Raw genomic sequence first — 16,125 nt, 5'->3', positions numbered from 1 at the left:
TGGCCCGCTGGCTGCTGCACGGCACGGACACCCGCAACCAGGGCATTGTCGACGACGCCGTGGGCATGCTCGACGGACTGGTCGACACCGTGCACCGGAGCGCGTCGCATCCCCTGTCACCGCCCACCGGCCCCATTCTCGACGTCGCCGGGGTGGAGAGCATGCTCGCGGCCACCCCGCGCGGCATCCCGCGCCGCGACACGGGCGGGGCCATGCACACCGATGCCTACAATCTGTCGGAGTTCGGCGGTGAATTCGACGACGACGACGCGACGGGATCGGGATCGGGATCGAGTGACGATGTCAGCACGGGGGCGATCGACACCGTTTTCGGCGTTGGCGCCGGCGACACCGCGGTCGATCGAACCGACGACCAGGCCCGCACCAGGTCGTCTTCGGAGTAGAGCCGGTCCGGGGCGACGATCGTGTCGTCCGCGACGAAGTAGAACACGGCATCGACGATCTCCGGGTCGATGCCCTTCCAGCGCGCGAAGGCGAGCCGATACAGGGCGAGCTGGGTCTGCTTGAGCTCGAGGTCGGCGGAGTCCTCGGGTGCCCGGCCCGTTTTCCAATCGACGACCTGGTAGCCCGTTTCAGTGCGGTAGACCGCGTCGAGTTTGCAAACGAAAACCTGCCCGGCCAGCACGTGGTGGATCTCGATCTCCACCTCCTCGGGTTGCAGGGCCCCCCACGGTGACTGTTCGAAGGTGCGTTGCAGCCGTTCGAGCTGCGCCTGTTCCAGCGGCTGGTTCTGGTCGAGGTCGAGGTCGAACGCGTCGGCGCCCTCGTCACCGAGGTCCAGTTCGTTGGGGCCCGCGTCGATCAGGTCTCCGCCCGTCGCACCGCCGGCACGGTGTTCCACCCAGGAGTGGAACAGGGTGCCCAGCCGGGTTGCCCGGTATGGCCGTTCGGGCATGGGGCGGCGCAGCGCGGCGGTGACCCCGGCCGGGTCGTCGATGTAGTCCTTGAACCGGGAGGCCGGGATGCGCGTGGGCAGCGGGGCGTCGCCCGATCCGGCGAGGCGCAGCATCCGTTCACGGAGCAGCAGAGTGACGAAGTGAGACCAGCGGGTGTCGCGTTCGTTGACGGCCTCGGCGCGCACGCGGGCGGCGGCGGCCTCCACGAGGGGGCGCCGGGCGCCGAGGGGGTCGAACGGCCAGTGCTCGTCGACGCCCGCACCGGTGTCGGGCTTCTCGTCGTGCTCGCTGCCGGCCGGCAGCGGGGCGATCAGGCCGGATCCGGCGAGTTCCTCGAGGTACCGGCTGGGGGTGCGCACGGTGCTTCCGCCGCCCCAGTATGAGCCGGTGAGCAGCAGTTCCCGCTTGGCCCGCGTCGTGGCCACGTAGATCAGGCGGCGCTCCTCGTCATCGTGGCGGGCGGCGAGCTGCTCCTTGTAGGCCTGGAATTCGGCGTCGTAGGACAACTGGGTTTCATGCTCGCGCCAAGCCAGCTCGGGCAACTCGGCCCGGTCGCCGCGGAACGGATAGGGCAGCTCGCCGAACTTCACCCAGCCGGCGCCTTCACGAGTCTGCGCGGGCAGGCTCTTCTCGGTGAGATTGGGAATGGCCACATAGTCCCATTCAAGTCCCTTGGCCCCGTGGATGGTGAGCAGTTGCACTGTGCCCGTTTCGCCCATCTCGACCCGCGGACCCATGTCGTCGGCGCGTTCGGCCCGGCCGAGCCAGCGCAGGAAGCTCCCCAGGCTGCCCACCTCGTCGCTGGACAGGAAAGCGGAGACGGTGTCGTGGAAGGCATAGAGGTTCGCCAGGCCCAGCGTGTTGGCCTCGTTGGCGACGAGTTCCACGTCAAGGAGGAGTTCCTGCTCGATCAGCCGCACAAAGTCGAGCAGCGGCAGGCCTGCCCGTGCCCGCAGCCACGCCAGCTGGCGACCGGCCGCCCGCAGCCGATCGCGGCCGGCGTGGCTGAAGCCAGTGAGCTGCCCGTGCGTCTCGGGAGCCGCGGCCACGAAATCGAGCGCATCGACGAGCGATGCGCCCTCGTCGACGGCGACGGATGCCCGCATCTTTTCCTTGAGTTCTCGCGTCACCGCCTGCTGGGCCCAGTCGTGTGCCGCCAGCCAGCGCGCCACCGAGGCGAGGTGCTGCAGGTCACGCGGACCCACCCGGTAGCGCCCGCTGCTGAGCAGCCGCACCAGTTCACTGCCGGCGGCAGGATCGTGCACGACCCGGAGCACGCAGACCACGTCGGTGACTTCCGGGGTGGAGAGCAGCCCGCCGAGGCCGAGCACGTGGGCGCGCACGCCGCGTTCCCGCAGAACCTCGGCGAAGAATTCCATCTCCCGCCTCGCCCGGAAGAGCATCGCGCCAGACCACTCGCTGCCGGAGGTGAGGCGCTCGGCGAACCAGTCCGCCACAGCCCGTGCCTCCTCGGCGATGGTCTCGTGCATCGCCGCCTCGACCTGCCCGGCGGCCTTGCCGGCCGGAACCTTGAGGGTGTCGACCTGGATGCCGTCGGGCCGGATCCGGAGCGCGTCGCTCAGCGGTGCCACCAGCGCGTTCGCGGCGTCGAGCACGGCGGCCGGGTTGCGCCAGGTGTAGGACAGGCTCATCGACGGCGACTGCCGGTTGGACAGACCGGCGAAGCTCTGCGCGAAGCCCAGCAGATTGGCCGAACTGGCGCCGCGCCAGCCGTAGATGGACTGGTGCGGGTCACCGACGGCCATCACGGGGTGCCGGCCGAAGAGGGTGTGCAGCAGTTCGGTCTGCAGCACGGAGGTGTCCTGGTATTCGTCGAGCAGTACCACCCGGTACTGGTCGCGGTAGCGGGTGACGACCAGCTCCACCTTCTGGCAGACCTGCAGAGCGAGGGCTACCTGGTCGGAGAACTCGATCAGTCCGAGGCGACGCTTCTCGCTGCTGTAGCGATCGGCGAGCTCGAGCAGCACGGGCAGCGGCGCGACCGCAGCGAGGGACTCGACGACGGAGGCATACGGAATCTTCTTGCGCGGGTTGCCGTAGGGCAGGTCCTGCAGGTAGGCGAAGCCGGCGGCGAGGCCGGTCAGGTCGTGCGGCGCATTCGGTTCGCCGGGAACGAAACGCGGGGGGTTCTCGGCGAGGGATCGACTGAAGGCGAGCACGGCATCCGTCACCGCGTCGACGTTCTTGCCGAAGGGCACGAGGCGGCTGTCACCATGTTCGATGACCACTCGGCGGGCCAGCAGCCAGGCGCTGGTCTCGCTGAGCAGCACCGATTCGGGCTCCCGCCCCAGAAGCAGGGCGTTGTCGGTGAACAGTCGGCTGGCGAAAGAGTTGTACGTGGACACCGTGGGCGCGTCGAACAAGTCGGCAGAGTCGATCGTGACGGCTCCTGCCACCGGCGCGGGCGGCTTCGGCAGCAGTCCCTTCGCGTCGAGTTGCTCGATGCGGTCACGGATGCGCTCGGAGAGTTCGCCGGCGGCCTTGCGGGTGAAGGTGAGGCCGAGGATCTGGTCGGGCCGGGCGTGCCCGTTCGCGAGCAGCCAGAGCACCCGGTTGGCCATGGTCTCGGTCTTGCCGCTGCCCGCGCCTGCCACCACGAGGGTGGGGGCCAGCGGCGCCTCGATCACGGCCCGCTGCTCGTCTGTCGGCGGAAACATTCCGAGTGCCGCGGCGATCTGCAGGGCCGAGATCGACGGTATCTCTGGGGCGGCATCGGGCGTGGGGGTGACGGGCTGATTCATGAGCTGACCTGCTTGATAACGTGGATTCGGCAAGACCCGTGCGAGCGCGGGTCGAGGCAGTGGGAACTGATCTCGGCGAGGAAGGTGGCGCCGCCCATCCCGGCGGCGTCTTCGCCGACCCGGGTGCGGAAGGCCGCGAGCTCCTCGGGTGTGAAGGTGGGCTGGGTGGGGTTTCGGTAGTTCTGCTTGACGGTGCCGCTGGACACGATCAGCAGGCGCGCGCCCGCGAGCGGAGTGTCGGCGGGGATGCCCTCGATCGCCCCCTCGCTGAACGCGAGTTGGTAGGCGCCGAGCTGCGGATGCAGGGTCACCCCGGCGTCGCTGGTGGGGTCGCCGCGCCCGGTCTTCAGGTCGACGATGACTGCCCGCCCGTCGCCCAGCCGCTCGACCCGGTCGACCGTGCCCGAGAGTACGGCGCCGTCGACGTCGAGTTGGAAGGTGCCCTCCGCGCTGAGCAGGCTGCCGCCGCCGCGCTCGAAGTCGAGCAGGTAGGACGCAAGCCGGTCGGTCAGCGCGCGCGCCTCGACCTTCTGCACCCGGGACTGCCAGTCGGCGTCGAACTGCAGCTCGTTCCAGCGCGCCTCGACGCCCTGCCAGAGCGCGTCGGGGCTACGGTCGGTGGAATCCTCCATCACCTTGTGGATGATCGTGCCGAGGTTCGCGGCGGTGCTGGAGGTCCCGCCGCCCACCTGCCCGATCACCCAGTGCAGCGGACAGGTTTCAAACGCCGCCATGCGCGACGGCGAGACCCGCACCGGGGCGTCGCCGGCCTCCGAGTCGTTGAGCGGGCGCACGGTGCTGGGTTCGTTGAGCCCGTACCACTGTTCGGGGGCGGCGCCGGCCACGTTTTCCCGGGCCAGGCGGGCCAGGGTCGCTGCGGCATCCGTTGCCCGGCTCGCGATCTCGTCGCCGCCGCGGGCGGTCGCTGTGCCGCGGGTGAGATCGCGGCGGAGCCTGCCCACCAGCCCACGCAGGGACAGCGGGTACCGGCTGGTGTCGCCGGGCTCGGATGCGGAGGCGGACGGACGCTCCGGCAGCAGCCGGAAGAAGACCGACGGCTGGTTCTCCTCGTTGTCGATGGCCGTCACCAGCAGTTCGGTGCGGGCACGGCTGGCCGCCTGGGCAAACATGCGCAGCTCGTCGTGCAGCACCGCGGTGCGCGCCGACGCCTCCTCCAGGTCGTGGCCCGCGGCGAGCACGGCCAGGTCGCCTGCCCCGAGCAACGAACCACGGATGCGCAGGTCGGGCCACACGTTCTCCTGCACTCCGGCGATGACGACAACCTCGAATTCGCGGGCGATCAGGCCACTCGGGGTGGACACGACGACCGCGTCGCCGAGCGCCCGGGGTGCGAGGGTGTCCTCGGGCACGTCGGTGTCGACCAGGTGTTCGAGGAACAGCACCGGCGGGGCTGCCGGGGTACGCTCCACGTAGCGCTGCGCTGCGGAGAAGAGTGCCACCACGGCATCGAGGTTGTGGTTGGCCTCGTCCGCGACGATGCCCGTGCCACTCGACTGCTCCTGCCACTCGCGGGCGAGGCCACTGCGCTGCCAGAGGCCCCAGAGCAATTCCTCGATGGTGGCACCGGCCGCGTATTCGACGGCGGCGCTCCTGAGGCTCTCGCCGCAGCTGGCGGCCCGGCGGGCCGTGCGGTTGTCGATGGCCGCCAACAGGCCTGGATTGACAAGGGCCTCTACCAGGAGCTCGTCGGCGGTGCGGCTGCGGGCGGTGATAGGCCGCGGACTGCCCGGCTCCAGGTCTTGTCGGCTGAGCTCCTGTTGGCTGAGCTCCTGATCCTGTTCTTGTTTGCTGAGCTCCTGTTGACGCAGTGCGGCCCGCAGACGGCGCAGGGTGATCGGGTCGAGGCCGCCGAGCGGGCCGCGGAGCAGCAGAGTCGCTTCCTCGGGGCCCAGCGGCTTGCGGCCCAGAGTTACCTCGAGCGCGAGGATGAACGCGCGCACCGCGAATTCGTCTCGCAGTGCGGTCTGGGCCGACGACACCTGGGTTGGCACCTCGAGGGCGGCCAGGCCCTTGGACAGGGCGGGCACGAGCGAGCCGCTGCGCACGACGACAGCCATCTGCCCCCAGGGGACGCCGCCGATCACGTGCCGTTCCCGCAACCGGCGGGCGATCACCGCGAGCTGGTCGGCGGGGCTGTCGGCGAGCATGGCCTGCACGGGATTCGACTCGGGCTCCTCGGGCTCCGCAGGCACGCCAGGCTTCGCAGGCCCGCCACTCGCCCCGGGCACGCCAGGCTCGGCGGCCGCGCTGGCGGCAAAGCGTTGGGTGCCGGCAGATGCCGCGCCGATCCGGTGCGTGATCTCGCGCACCACACCGCGGATGGCCGCGTCGTGCCGGTGCACCGTGCCGAGCACCAGAGTGGGTAGCACGCCGACGGACAGGTAGGCGCCCAGCCGGCCCAGGGCGTCCGGGTGGGCGCCATGGAAGGAACCGGTGCTGATATCGGGGTCCCCGAAGGCGATGACGCCCACGCCGCGGGCCGCAAACTGCGCGAGCAGCGTGAGATTGGCCTGGGTGAGCTCCTGCGCGTCATCGAGCACGATCAGGCGCAGCCCGCCGAGCGAGCCGAGCGCAGCAGTGCCGGCCGGGGCTCCCGCCACGATGGCCGCGGCGAATTGGGCAAGCTCGGTGGAGTCGTACTGGCCGGGACGCGACTGGTCTTTCACATCTTCGTAGCCGCGGATGAACTCGGCCGCAGCCACCCATTCGGGGCGCTGCTCGCTGTGGCCGAGGGCCGCGAGCGCCTCCGGGGTCACGCCGTACTCGACGGCGCGCATCATCAGGTCGCGCAGTTGCGTGCGGAAGCCGCGCAAACCCCGCACGTCGGCGCCCAGCGTGTCGGGCCAATTCGGTGCGGCGGCCTGCGCCCCACCCTGCTGGGCCTCGACCTGGTCCTGCCGGTGCCCTTCGAGCAGCTCGGCGATGATCTGGTCTTGCTCGCCACCGGTGAGCAGGGTGGGGGCCACGCCACCCGTGCGGGCCACGGCGTCCCGCACAATCTGAAAGGCGATGGAGTTCGCGGTGCGGGCCAGCGCGCCGTTGGTGGGCACGCCCAGGCGCAACGCCAGCCGATCACGGAGGGCTGTCGCACCCGTGCGGGTGGGCACCAGCACCAGGACCTCGCTGGGCGAGTACCCCTGATTCAGCACGCACTCGGCCACGATTTCGACCAGGGTGGTGGTCTTGCCAGTGCCCGGTGCGCCGATCACGGCGGCACTCACGGACGGCGCGCTCCGTTCCGGATTGTCAGGCCTGCCAGGCTCGGCGACCAGGCGCAGCACGGCGCGCTGGGAGTCGTCGAGGACGACCGAGTCGGGGTCGGTACGGAGCGGGATTCCCAGGACAGTCACGTTTTCAAAGCTAGCGGGTTGCGCCGACAGTGAACGGTGTCCGGCCCGTGCGCGGTTCTGTCGTAATCTGGGCGCTTAGGCAACGAAAGGCGCATCTGGTGGATATCCGCATTGGCATCTTCAATTCTCCCCGTGAGATTGGCTTCGAGACCTCACAGCCCGCGAACGAAGTCGAGGAAACGGTCGCTGCCGCTCTCGCCGGGCAGACCGGGTATCTGAAGCTCTCCGACAGCAAGGGCAAGGTCTACATCGTCCCGACCATCGGGCTCGCGTACGTGGAGCTGGGCTCCGAGGAGTCCCGCCGCGTCGGCTTCGTCGCCTAACCTCCCATGGAACTCCTCTTCATCGCCCTGGGTGGTGCGGTTCTGGGGCTCGCCGCGCGCTACTCCCTGCCCGGGCGCCAGACGCACGGAGCGGTCCTCGTGCCGGCCATCGGCACCCTGGTCGCATCCGTCGTCTGGGTCGCGTTGACCTGGGCCGGCCTGGCTTGGAACGACGGCTGGATCTGGTGGATCACCCTCGGGGTGACCGCGCTGGCATCCGGCGCCGCTGACCTCACGTTGGGGCGCACGCGCGCCGCAGGCGACGAGCGGATGCTGCACGCCCTGCTGCGCGAGGGGCACCCGACCCGCGCCTGATCTGTGTCGGCGGCGGCTCTGGCCTCGGCATCGTCCGCCGCCGCCCACGGCCGTGGCGGTCAGGCCGTCAGGCCGAGGCCGTCCATGCGTCGCGTATGCGCGGCGATGATCTCGGTGAAGACCGGCTCGATGCGCGACTGGTCGCTGGTGTGAGTCTCCATCGGCAGCGCCGAGCGGGCCACCAGCAACGTGTCACCGACCAGTCGGCGCCCCCACAGGGCAAGGTGGGAACCGAGCGCGGCGTCGGAACGAATGGCGGCCCTCAGGTGGGTGATAAGCACATCGGTGCCGGCATCCTGGCCCAGGAGGTGCGCCACCCGCGGGCCCACGTCGCCGGGCAGGCCATCGGACAGACGGATGAAGAAGTCGTCGAGCAGTCCGCCCGCGAGATAGCAGCTGAGCAGCAGTTCGTTCCAGTCGGCGCCGGCCGTCTGATGCCGGAACGCGTCGAGCCCGGGGGCGAACGGAGCCATCACCTCGGACGGCTCACCGCCACGCCGACGGATCTCGGCGACCAGCCCCTGGTGCTTCGCAAGGGCCCGGCCGGCGGCGGCGCTCAGCGCCTCCTTGGCGTCCAGTTCGGGGGCGATGGAGATCGCCCGGGCGATGTTCTCGAACATTCCGAGTTGGAAGTACGCCGCTTGGCCGAGGTAGGTCAGAAGCTCAGGGGCGAACCCGGCGATGTCGACTTTCGTGGTCGACTGGCGTTCTCCCCGCGTCGACAGTCGGGGGGTTTCCACGCGCTGTGCACGCCGATCGGTCCACTTGATCACACGCCCAGCTTAGGACAGTGGCACGCCCGTGCGCCTGGTTCCGGCTGCGCGGGGCGTATCGGCACGCTCCGGTGCGGTATAAGCCACTTCACAGGGCTGCCCGATAAGGTGGGACCACGCCATCGGCATGGATCGGTGGCCAGGTGCCCGAAGCAAAAGACGGGCGCATCCCGCTTCCAGCTAATGACAAGGCAATAATTCGTGACTTTCTCCGAACTCAATATCGACCAAGACATGGTTCAGGCTCTCGCTGATAAAGGCATCATCGAGCCCTTCCCCATCCAGGTTCAGACCATCCCCCTCGCCCTGAGCGGTCAGGACATCATCGGCCAAGCCAAGACCGGCACCGGCAAGACCCTCGGCTTCGGCCTTCCGATCATCCAGCGCTTGGGGCTCGACCCCGCGCCGGGCGTGCAGGTTCTCGTCGTCGTTCCGACCCGCGAGCTGTGCGTGCAGGTCTCTGAAGACCTCGAGACGGCCTCGAGCAACCGCAACACCAAGGTCGTCTCCATCTACGGCGGCAAGGCCTACGAGGGCCAGATCGAGGCTCTCAAGGCCGGCGCGCAGATCGTCGTCGGCACCCCCGGCCGCCTGCTCGACCTCGCGAGCCAGCGCCTTCTCAGCCTCGCCAACGTGAGCGAGATGGTGCTCGACGAGGCCGACAAGATGCTCGACCTCGGCTTCCTCGCCGACATCGAGAAGCTCTTCTCGCAGACTCCGTCCACCCGCCACACGATGCTGTTCTCGGCCACCATGCCGGGCCCGATCGTCGCCCTGGCGCGCCGATTCATGAACCGGCCCATCCACATCCGTGCGACCGACCCCGATGAGGGCCTGATGCAGGCCAACATCGAGCACCTCGTGTACCGCGCGCACAACATGGACAAGGACGAGGTGATCGGACGCATCCTGATGGCCGAGGGCCGCGGCAAGACCGTGATCTTCACCCGCACGAAGCGGGCCGCCGCCAAGCTGGTCGAGGAACTCGGCGACCGCGGCTTCAACGCCACGGCCGTGCACGGTGACCTCAACCAGGAACAGCGTGAGCGTGCCATGGCATCCTTCAAGGCCGGCAAGAAGGACATCCTGATCGCAACGGATGTCGCCGCTCGGGGCATCGACGTCGATGACGTCACCCACGTGATCAACCACACCATCCCCGAAGACGAGAAGGCCTATCTTCACCGCGTGGGACGCACCGGCCGCGCAGGCAAGACCGGCATCGCCGTCACATTCGTCGACTGGGACGACATGCACAAGTGGACGTTGATCAACAACGCGCTGGACTTCGGCACCCCGGTTCCAATGGAGACGTACTCGTCCTCACCGCACCTGTACACCGACCTGAACATTCCGGCCGGGTCGAAGGGGCGCCTCCGCGCATCGCCGATCCGGGAGACCGCCGCCTCGGCTGCGCGCACGGGCGGCGCGGGCCGCACGGGCGGCGCAGGCCGCACCGGCGGTGCCGGTCGCTCCGACTCCGCACGCTCGGGCGCAGGCCACAGCGGCGATCAGACGGGCAGCCGTCCGCCCCGCTCGCGTACCAGGGTCAGTCCGACCACCAACCCGGATGCCCCGACCGCCGGCACGACCGCCAGCACGCACGATGGCGGCGGAGCCGAGCACCACGACGGCAACAGCGCCCCGCGCCGTCGGAGCCGCACACGCCGCCACGCCCCGCAGGCCGGCACTCCCAGCTAAGGCCGCCTCGCTCGGAAAGCGCCCCCGCTTCGGCGGGGGCGCTTTACGTTTGCCCGCCCGAACACGGGCCGACGCACAGAAAAAGTATTACTTTTATTCCATCGTGGTCAAAAACCGTTATCGTTGCTAACGATCATTGAAAATCGACACGATTGCCTCAGCCGGCCCCTGGGTTCGCGCTGACCTGCACCACGCGGGAATGACACGTTAAGCGCGAACACCATAAGGAGATCCAGGTGGCATCACAACCCGCTGCAGACATAATTAATAGTATTGGAGGGGCCGAGAACGTCGTCGGCCTCACGCACTGTGCCACCCGGCTGCGCTTCACCCTCAAGGACGCATCGGGAATCGACCAGGCGGCCGTCGAGGCTCTGCCGGTGGTGCTCGGCGCAGTTCCCCAGACCGGCAACCGCTACCAGGTTGTCATCGGCGGGGCCGTCGAGACCGTGTACAACGACATTATGGCGCTGCCCGGGATGAAGAAGCACGCCGGCGACCACGAAACAGGCGACGTCATCGCCGATGTCAAGGCCGCGGAACGCGCGAAGGGACCGCGCGGAAAGTTCTCCGGGCTGGACACGTTCTTCGAGATCCTCTCGGACTCCTTCCGCCCGATCCTCGGCGCCCTGCTCGGCGCTTCCCTCTTCATCACCTTCATGGCCCTGATGGCGACCCTTGAGGTCATCCCGTCCTGGAACGCGCCGGGCGTCACACTCGACCCGTCCTGGCAGTTCATCAACCTGATGTGGCAGGGCGTGTTCGTCTTCCTGCCGCTGATGGTCGCCTACAACGCGTCCAAGCGGCTCGGTGCCGACCCGTGGGTCGGTTTCGGCATCATGGCCGTCGTCATGCTCCCCGGCTTCAACGCTCTCGGACTCACCGACGGCGCAGAGACCGTATTCGGTGGCAAGGCAGCAGTCGTGCAGATCTTCGGTCTTCCGCTGACCGTCACCGACTACAGCTCGCAGGTGTTCCCGCCACTGCTCATGGCGGTCGTGCTCGGCTTGCTGACCAAGTATCTGAAGAAGATCATCCCCGCGAGCGTTCAGCTGATTTTCGTGCCGTTCCTCAGCATGCTGATCATGATCCCGCTGACCGCCTTCCTGATCGGCCCGATGGGCGTCTACGGAGGCGCCGGACTCGGCAACTTCCTTAAGTCGATCAACGACTTCTCGCCGTTCATCTTCGCGGTCGTCATCCCGCTGGCCTACCCGTTCATGGTTCCGCTCGGACTGCACTGGCCGCTCAATGCGATCATGCTGCTCAACATCCAGTCCCTCGGCTATGACTTCATCCAGGGCCCCATGGGCGCCTGGAACTTCGCGTGCTTCGGTGCCACTGCAGGCGTTCTGTTCCTCTCCATTCGCGAAAAGGACCGCCTGATGAAGCAGACGGCCACCGGCGCGCTCGCGGCCGGTCTCCTGGGTGGCATCTCTGAGCCGTCGCTCTATGGCATCCACCTGCGGTTCAAGCGCATCTACCCACGGATGCTCGTGGGTTGCCTCGTCGGTGGCGTCATCATCGGCCTGGGCGGCGGCGTGAAGACCAGTGCATTCGTCTTCACCTCGCTGTTGACCATCCCCGCGTTCGACAACATCCCGCTGTACGCGGGTGCCGTCGGCGCATCCTTCTTCACCGCGATGATCCTCGTGATCCTCTCCGGTTACAAGACGCCAGAGCAGAAGGCGGAATTCGCCGCCGCTCAGGCTTCGGAAACCGTCGCGACCGAGGAGGCAGCTCCTGTCTCGACCATCGCCGCCCCGGTTACCGCAGGTATCGCAGGAACCGGAACCGGCACCGGCACAGGCACAGCTACCGCTGTTGCCACCGTACTGGCCACGATCGGTTCGCCCGTCGCCGGCATCGTCGTTCCTCTGGCCGACGTTCCGGACCCCGTTTTCAGCAAGGGAATCGTCGGTCTCGGCGTCGGAATCGACCCGACCGAGGACACCGTGTACGCACCTGGTGCGGGCAAGGTCCTCGTTGCCCAGCCGACCGGCCACGCCTTCGGGTTGCGGCTCGACAACGGTGTTGAACTGCTCATTCACGTGGGCATCGACACCGTGAACCTGGCCGGCAAGGGCTTCGCCGTCAAGGTCGCCGCTGGCGACCGGGTCGAGGCTGGCACCCCGCTGGTGACCTTCGACCGCACGGTGATCGAGGCGGCCGGCTACTCGCTGATCACCCCGGTGCTCGTGACGAACCCCAAGAAGTTCGGATCGGTCGACCAGGCGGCGTCAGGACACGTGACGGTCGGAAGCCCGCTCATCACGGTCGGCGCCAAGTAGGACACACCGAGAAGAAAGGTGGGCAGAGAATCCTCTGCTCACCTTTTTTCGTGTCGGAGGCCGACCTAACCGAAAATGGGCGGTGAGCCCGCACCCTGCTCGATGATGCGGTCGAGCACCTCGGGATCCGTGGTGTTCTCGCCCAGGCGGTTGGGTTTGCCCTCGCCGTGGTAGTCGCTGGAACCGGTCACGAAAAGCCCGTACTTCTCTGCGAGCGCATACAGGCGGGCCTTCGCCTCCGGCCTGTTCTCCCGGTGTTCCAGTTCGAGGCCGAACAGGCCGGCATCGGTCAGCTTCGCCAACTGCGCCTCGGCGATGACATCGTCCACCCCGCGCGTCGCGGGGTGGGCGATCACCGGCACTCCCCCGGCCGCCCGCACGAGTGTGATGGCCCGGAGCGGGTCGGGCGCATAGTGCGGCTGATAGTAGCCGGCCTCCCAGTGCAGGATCCCGGCGAACGCCTCACTCCGGGTGAGTGCGAGGCCGCGTGCCACCAGGGCGTCAGCGATGTGCGGGCGTCCGACGGTCGCATCCGGTGTGGTCTGTGCGAGCACGTCGTCCCAGGTGAGGGCGTAGTCCACGCCGATGCGTTCCACCATCTGCTCGGCGCGCACGAGCCGGGCCTGGCGCACCCGGGCGGTTTCGGCCACGATGCCGGCGTTGGACGGATCGAACAGGTACGCGAGGAGGTGCACGCTGGCGTAGCCGACCCGGGTACTGAATTCCATACCGGGAATGAGGGTGATGCCCGCGGCGCGGGCTGCGGCACTCGCCTCGGCCCAGCCGGCCGTGGAGTCGTGATCGGTCAGCGCTACCGTGCCGAGGCCGGCAGCCACGGCGGCCCGCACGAGCTGGGACGGGGTTTCCGTGCCGTCCGACACGCTCGAATGGGTGTGCAGGTCGATCGGATCTCTGAATCGTCGTGCACCTGACATTCCCCCATGCTAGTTGGACGGTAGGTCCGGCCCGGCCGAAGGCTTCCCAGCCAGGTCGTCTAGCGTTGTCGGACATGTTGAATCGACTCCTCCGCACCCTGTTCCTCGGCGCGACCGCCGCCGTGCTGCTCGTGCTGGGCTGGCCGCAGCTGTTCGGCCTGCAGAACACCTGGGTGGCCGCGCACGCCGTTTCCCTGCGCGGGACTGCCGTGGCCGTGTCGATCGTCCTGATCGCCCTGCTCCTGCCGATCTACGTCCTGTTCCGCCCGGTCCGTCGGCTGGCCGGCGGGCTGGTCGTGCTCCTCCTGCTCTTCGGCGTGGGAAACGCCGGCGTCCTGGCCGTCCGCGGTGTCGGCGCTCCTGCCTCGGCGCCCGTCGCCGAGACCACGGATGCCGTCACTGTGCTCAGTTGGAACACGCTCGGTGACGAGCCCGGCGCCGCCGCCATCGCCGATCTCGCCCTCGAGCAGAACGCCGACGTGGTCGCCCTGCCGGAGACCACCGAGGCCACCGGGGAAGCCGTTGCGGAGGCCATGCGCGACGCCGGACGCCCGATGTGGGTGCATACCCTCGCGTTCGACCAGATCTCCAAGGCGCGCTCCACGACCCTGTTGATCAGCCCCGACCTCGGCGACTACACGGTCAGCAACGAGGCCGGCTCCGGCCCACCCGGCAACACCAACGTGCTGCCGACCGTCGTCGCGACACCCGCCGACCGCACGGGCCCGACCATCATCGCGGTGCACGCCGTGGCGCCCATCCGTTGGGAGATGTCCAACTGGCGCTCCGACCTGGACTGGCTCGCCGAGCAGTGCACGGGCGAGAACGTGATCATGGCCGGGGATTTCAACGCGACGGTCGACCACCTGAGCGGCCGTGAGGCAACCGCCGGTGCCGTTCTCGGAGACTGTCGGGATGCCGCCCTGGCGACCGGATCGGGGGCCGTCGGCACCTGGCCGACTTTCGCCCCGGCCCTTCTCGGCTCACCGATCGACCACGTGCTGGCCACACCGAACTGGCAGGTGCAGAGCATGAGTGTGATCGACTCGGAGGACGACGCCGGCAGCGACCACCGCCCGATCGTCGCCACGCTCGCGGCCCGGTAACTGCCTGTTTCGGCCACGGCGAGCTAGTTTCGCCGGTCGCTCCGGGCCGGAACAGACGCCGTGGGCGCGTCAATGGGACAATGGACCATGGCCTATTCCAGCGAAACAGCGATCACCCCTGCTCCCCGATCGAACGAGAACCGCTCGACCACACCCGGCTCAGCCGGATTCAAGGCATACATCTCCAGCGATTGGGCCGAGCGCACCGAGACGCTGCCGCCGGCCCGTGAGCAGGCGCCGTTCGCGAGTGCACGCCGCGACCGCCTCTCCGCGATCCACCCCGGGCAGCGGTTGATCATCCCGGCGGGCCGCCTCAAACAGCGCTCCAATGACACCGACTACGCCTTCCGCGCCCACTCCGCGTTCGCCCACCTGACCGGCTGGGGCAGCGACACCGAGCCCGGCGCCGTGCTCGTGCTCGAGCCCACCGCGACCGGGCACGACGCCACGCTCTACTTCCGCGAGCGCGCCGGCCGCGACTCGGACGAGTTCTACGCCAACCCCGATATCGGTGAGTTCTGGATCGGGCCACGACCTTCGATCGCGCAGGTCGCCAGCGACCTCGGGCTGCAGGTGCGCGGCATCGCCGATCTGGCCCTCGTCATGAACACCATCGACACCGAGACTCTCGTGCTCCGGGAAGCGGACCCGATCTTCACCACCGAAGTCGACGAGGGCCGCTTGCGGTTCGCGGCCGAGAAGGTGCTCACGACCGACGCGTCCGACTCTCCCTTCAGCCTCGAGGTCAACGGCGACCACGCCGCCGACGAGCAGTTCGCCCGCGGGCTGTCGGAGCTGCGCCTGGTCAAGGATGACTATGAGATAGCCCAGATGCGCCTCGCGGTCGCGGCCACCGGGCGCGGTTTCGAAGACGTCATCAGGGATCTCCCCCGCTCGAGCGCCCACCAGCGCGGCGAACGCCTGGTCGAGGGCGTGTTCAACACCCGCGCCCGCTCGGATGGCAACGCCGTCGGTTACGACACGATCGCGGCATCCGGCCCCCACGCCTGCATTCTGCACTGGACCCGCAACGACGGCGCCGTCGTGCCCGGCGATCTGATCCTGATCGACGCCGGCGTCGAGGTCGACAGCTACTACACGGCCGACATCACGCGCACCCTCCCGGTGGACGGCACCTTCACCGACGTACAGCGCCGCGTGTACGACGCGGTGCGCGAGGCAGCGGATGCGGCGTTCGCGGTGGCCGTGCCCGGGGCGGTGTTCCGCGACGTGCACGCCGCGGCGATGGCGGTCATCGCGCACCACACGGCCGCGTGGGGCATGCTGCCCGTCACCGCCGAGGAGGCGCTTCTGCCCGACAATGGCCACCACCGCCGCTACATGGTGCACGGCACCAGCCACCACCTCGGCCTCGACGTGCACGACTGCGCCCAGGCGCGGCGCGAGATGTACATGGACGGCGTGATCGAGCCCGGCATGGTGTTCACCATCGAGCCCGGCCTCTACTTCCAACCCGACGACCTGACCGTGCCGGCGGAATACCGCGGCATCGGCGTGCGGATCGAAGACGACATCCTGATCACCGCGGACGGCCCCGAGAACCTGTCCGCCGGCATCCCCCGCACCTCCGAGGCCGTCGAGGCCTGGATCGCCGCACTCACCGCCTGACG

General features: G+C 68.7%; 10 protein-coding genes. 6 read left to right on the top strand and 4 right to left on the bottom strand.

What is annotated here, in order from left to right:
• Positions 1-226 precede the first annotated feature (226 nt).
• Both E3O65_RS06800 and E3O65_RS06795 read right to left on the bottom strand, forming a co-directional pair.
• Complete coding sequence (locus E3O65_RS06800; protein ID WP_134362972.1) at positions 227-3,679, bottom strand: ATP-dependent DNA helicase; 3,453 nt, start codon at positions 3,677-3,679, stop codon at positions 227-229.
• Positions 3,676-7,050 carry an ATP-dependent helicase gene (locus E3O65_RS06795; RefSeq protein WP_198411700.1) on the bottom strand — a complete coding sequence of 1,125 codons (3,375 nt, stop codon included), beginning with the start codon at positions 7,048-7,050 and terminating at the stop codon, positions 3,676-3,678. The genes E3O65_RS06800 and E3O65_RS06795 overlap by 4 nt, the downstream gene beginning before the upstream one ends.
• Positions 7,051-7,148: 98 nt before the next feature.
• Here E3O65_RS06795 and E3O65_RS06790 point away from each other — a divergent pair, with 98 nt between their 5' ends.
• On the top strand, positions 7,149-7,373 hold the full coding sequence (locus E3O65_RS06790; protein ID WP_134362971.1) for a DUF3107 domain-containing protein: 225 nt from the start codon (positions 7,149-7,151) through the stop codon (positions 7,371-7,373).
• Positions 7,374-7,379: 6 nt separating this feature from the next.
• On the top strand, positions 7,380-7,688 hold the full coding sequence (locus E3O65_RS06785) for a hypothetical protein (RefSeq protein WP_134362970.1): 309 nt from the start codon (positions 7,380-7,382) through the stop codon (positions 7,686-7,688).
• Positions 7,689-7,747: 59 nt separating this feature from the next.
• Here the strand turns inward: E3O65_RS06785 and E3O65_RS06780 are convergent, their stop codons facing one another.
• Positions 7,748-8,461, bottom strand: coding sequence for a ferritin-like fold-containing protein (locus E3O65_RS06780; protein ID WP_134362969.1), 714 nt, complete (start codon positions 8,459-8,461; stop codon positions 7,748-7,750).
• Between the two features lie 201 nt (positions 8,462-8,662).
• On the opposite strand from E3O65_RS06780, the gene E3O65_RS06775 reads away from it, so the two are divergent.
• Together E3O65_RS06775 and E3O65_RS06770 are read left to right on the top strand one after the other, a co-directional pair.
• Positions 8,663-10,162 carry a DEAD/DEAH box helicase gene (locus E3O65_RS06775; protein ID WP_134362968.1) on the top strand — a complete coding sequence of 500 codons (1,500 nt, stop codon included), beginning with the start codon at positions 8,663-8,665 and terminating at the stop codon, positions 10,160-10,162.
• 236 nt (positions 10,163-10,398) lie between these two features.
• The gene (locus tag E3O65_RS06770) at positions 10,399-12,453 is read left to right on the top strand and encodes a glucose PTS transporter subunit IIA (protein WP_134362967.1); all 2,055 of its coding nucleotides are present in this window, start codon (positions 10,399-10,401) and stop codon (positions 12,451-12,453) included.
• A gap of 65 nt (positions 12,454-12,518) precedes the next feature.
• Here the strand turns inward: E3O65_RS06770 and E3O65_RS06765 are convergent, their stop codons facing one another.
• Positions 12,519-13,388, bottom strand: coding sequence for a PHP domain-containing protein (locus E3O65_RS06765; protein WP_134362966.1), 870 nt, complete (start codon positions 13,386-13,388; stop codon positions 12,519-12,521).
• A gap of 74 nt (positions 13,389-13,462) precedes the next feature.
• Between E3O65_RS06765 and E3O65_RS06760 the strand changes: the two genes are divergently transcribed.
• Together E3O65_RS06760 and E3O65_RS06755 are read left to right on the top strand one after the other, a co-directional pair.
• On the top strand, positions 13,463-14,494 hold the full coding sequence (locus tag E3O65_RS06760; protein WP_134362965.1) for an endonuclease/exonuclease/phosphatase family protein: 1,032 nt from the start codon (positions 13,463-13,465) through the stop codon (positions 14,492-14,494).
• Between the two features lie 87 nt (positions 14,495-14,581).
• Positions 14,582-16,123, top strand: a complete 1,542-nt coding sequence (locus E3O65_RS06755) for an aminopeptidase P family protein (protein ID WP_241985851.1) — start codon at positions 14,582-14,584, stop codon at positions 16,121-16,123.
• Positions 16,124-16,125 lie beyond the last annotated feature (2 nt).

This window comes from Cryobacterium breve (assembly GCF_004402375.1).
Taxonomy (GTDB): Bacteria; Actinomycetota; Actinomycetes; order Actinomycetales; family Microbacteriaceae; genus Cryobacterium; species Cryobacterium breve.
This window is presented reverse-complemented; position numbering and strand designations above follow the sequence as displayed.

Excerpts from the sequence above, each read along its gene's own strand:
- E3O65_RS06800 (WP_134362972.1), bottom strand. The coding sequence starts at position 3,679 with ATGAATCAGCCCGTCACCCCCACGCCCGATGCCGCCCCAGAGATACCG.
- E3O65_RS06785 (WP_134362970.1), top strand. The coding sequence starts at position 7,380 with ATGGAACTCCTCTTCATCGCCCTGGGTGGTGCGGTTCTGGGGCTCGCC.
- E3O65_RS06765 (WP_134362966.1), bottom strand. The coding sequence starts at position 13,388 with ATGTCAGGTGCACGACGATTCAGAGATCCGATCGACCTGCACACCCAT.
- E3O65_RS06760 (WP_134362965.1), top strand. The coding sequence starts at position 13,463 with ATGTTGAATCGACTCCTCCGCACCCTGTTCCTCGGCGCGACCGCCGCC.
- E3O65_RS06755 (WP_241985851.1), top strand. The coding sequence starts at position 14,582 with ATGGCCTATTCCAGCGAAACAGCGATCACCCCTGCTCCCCGATCGAAC.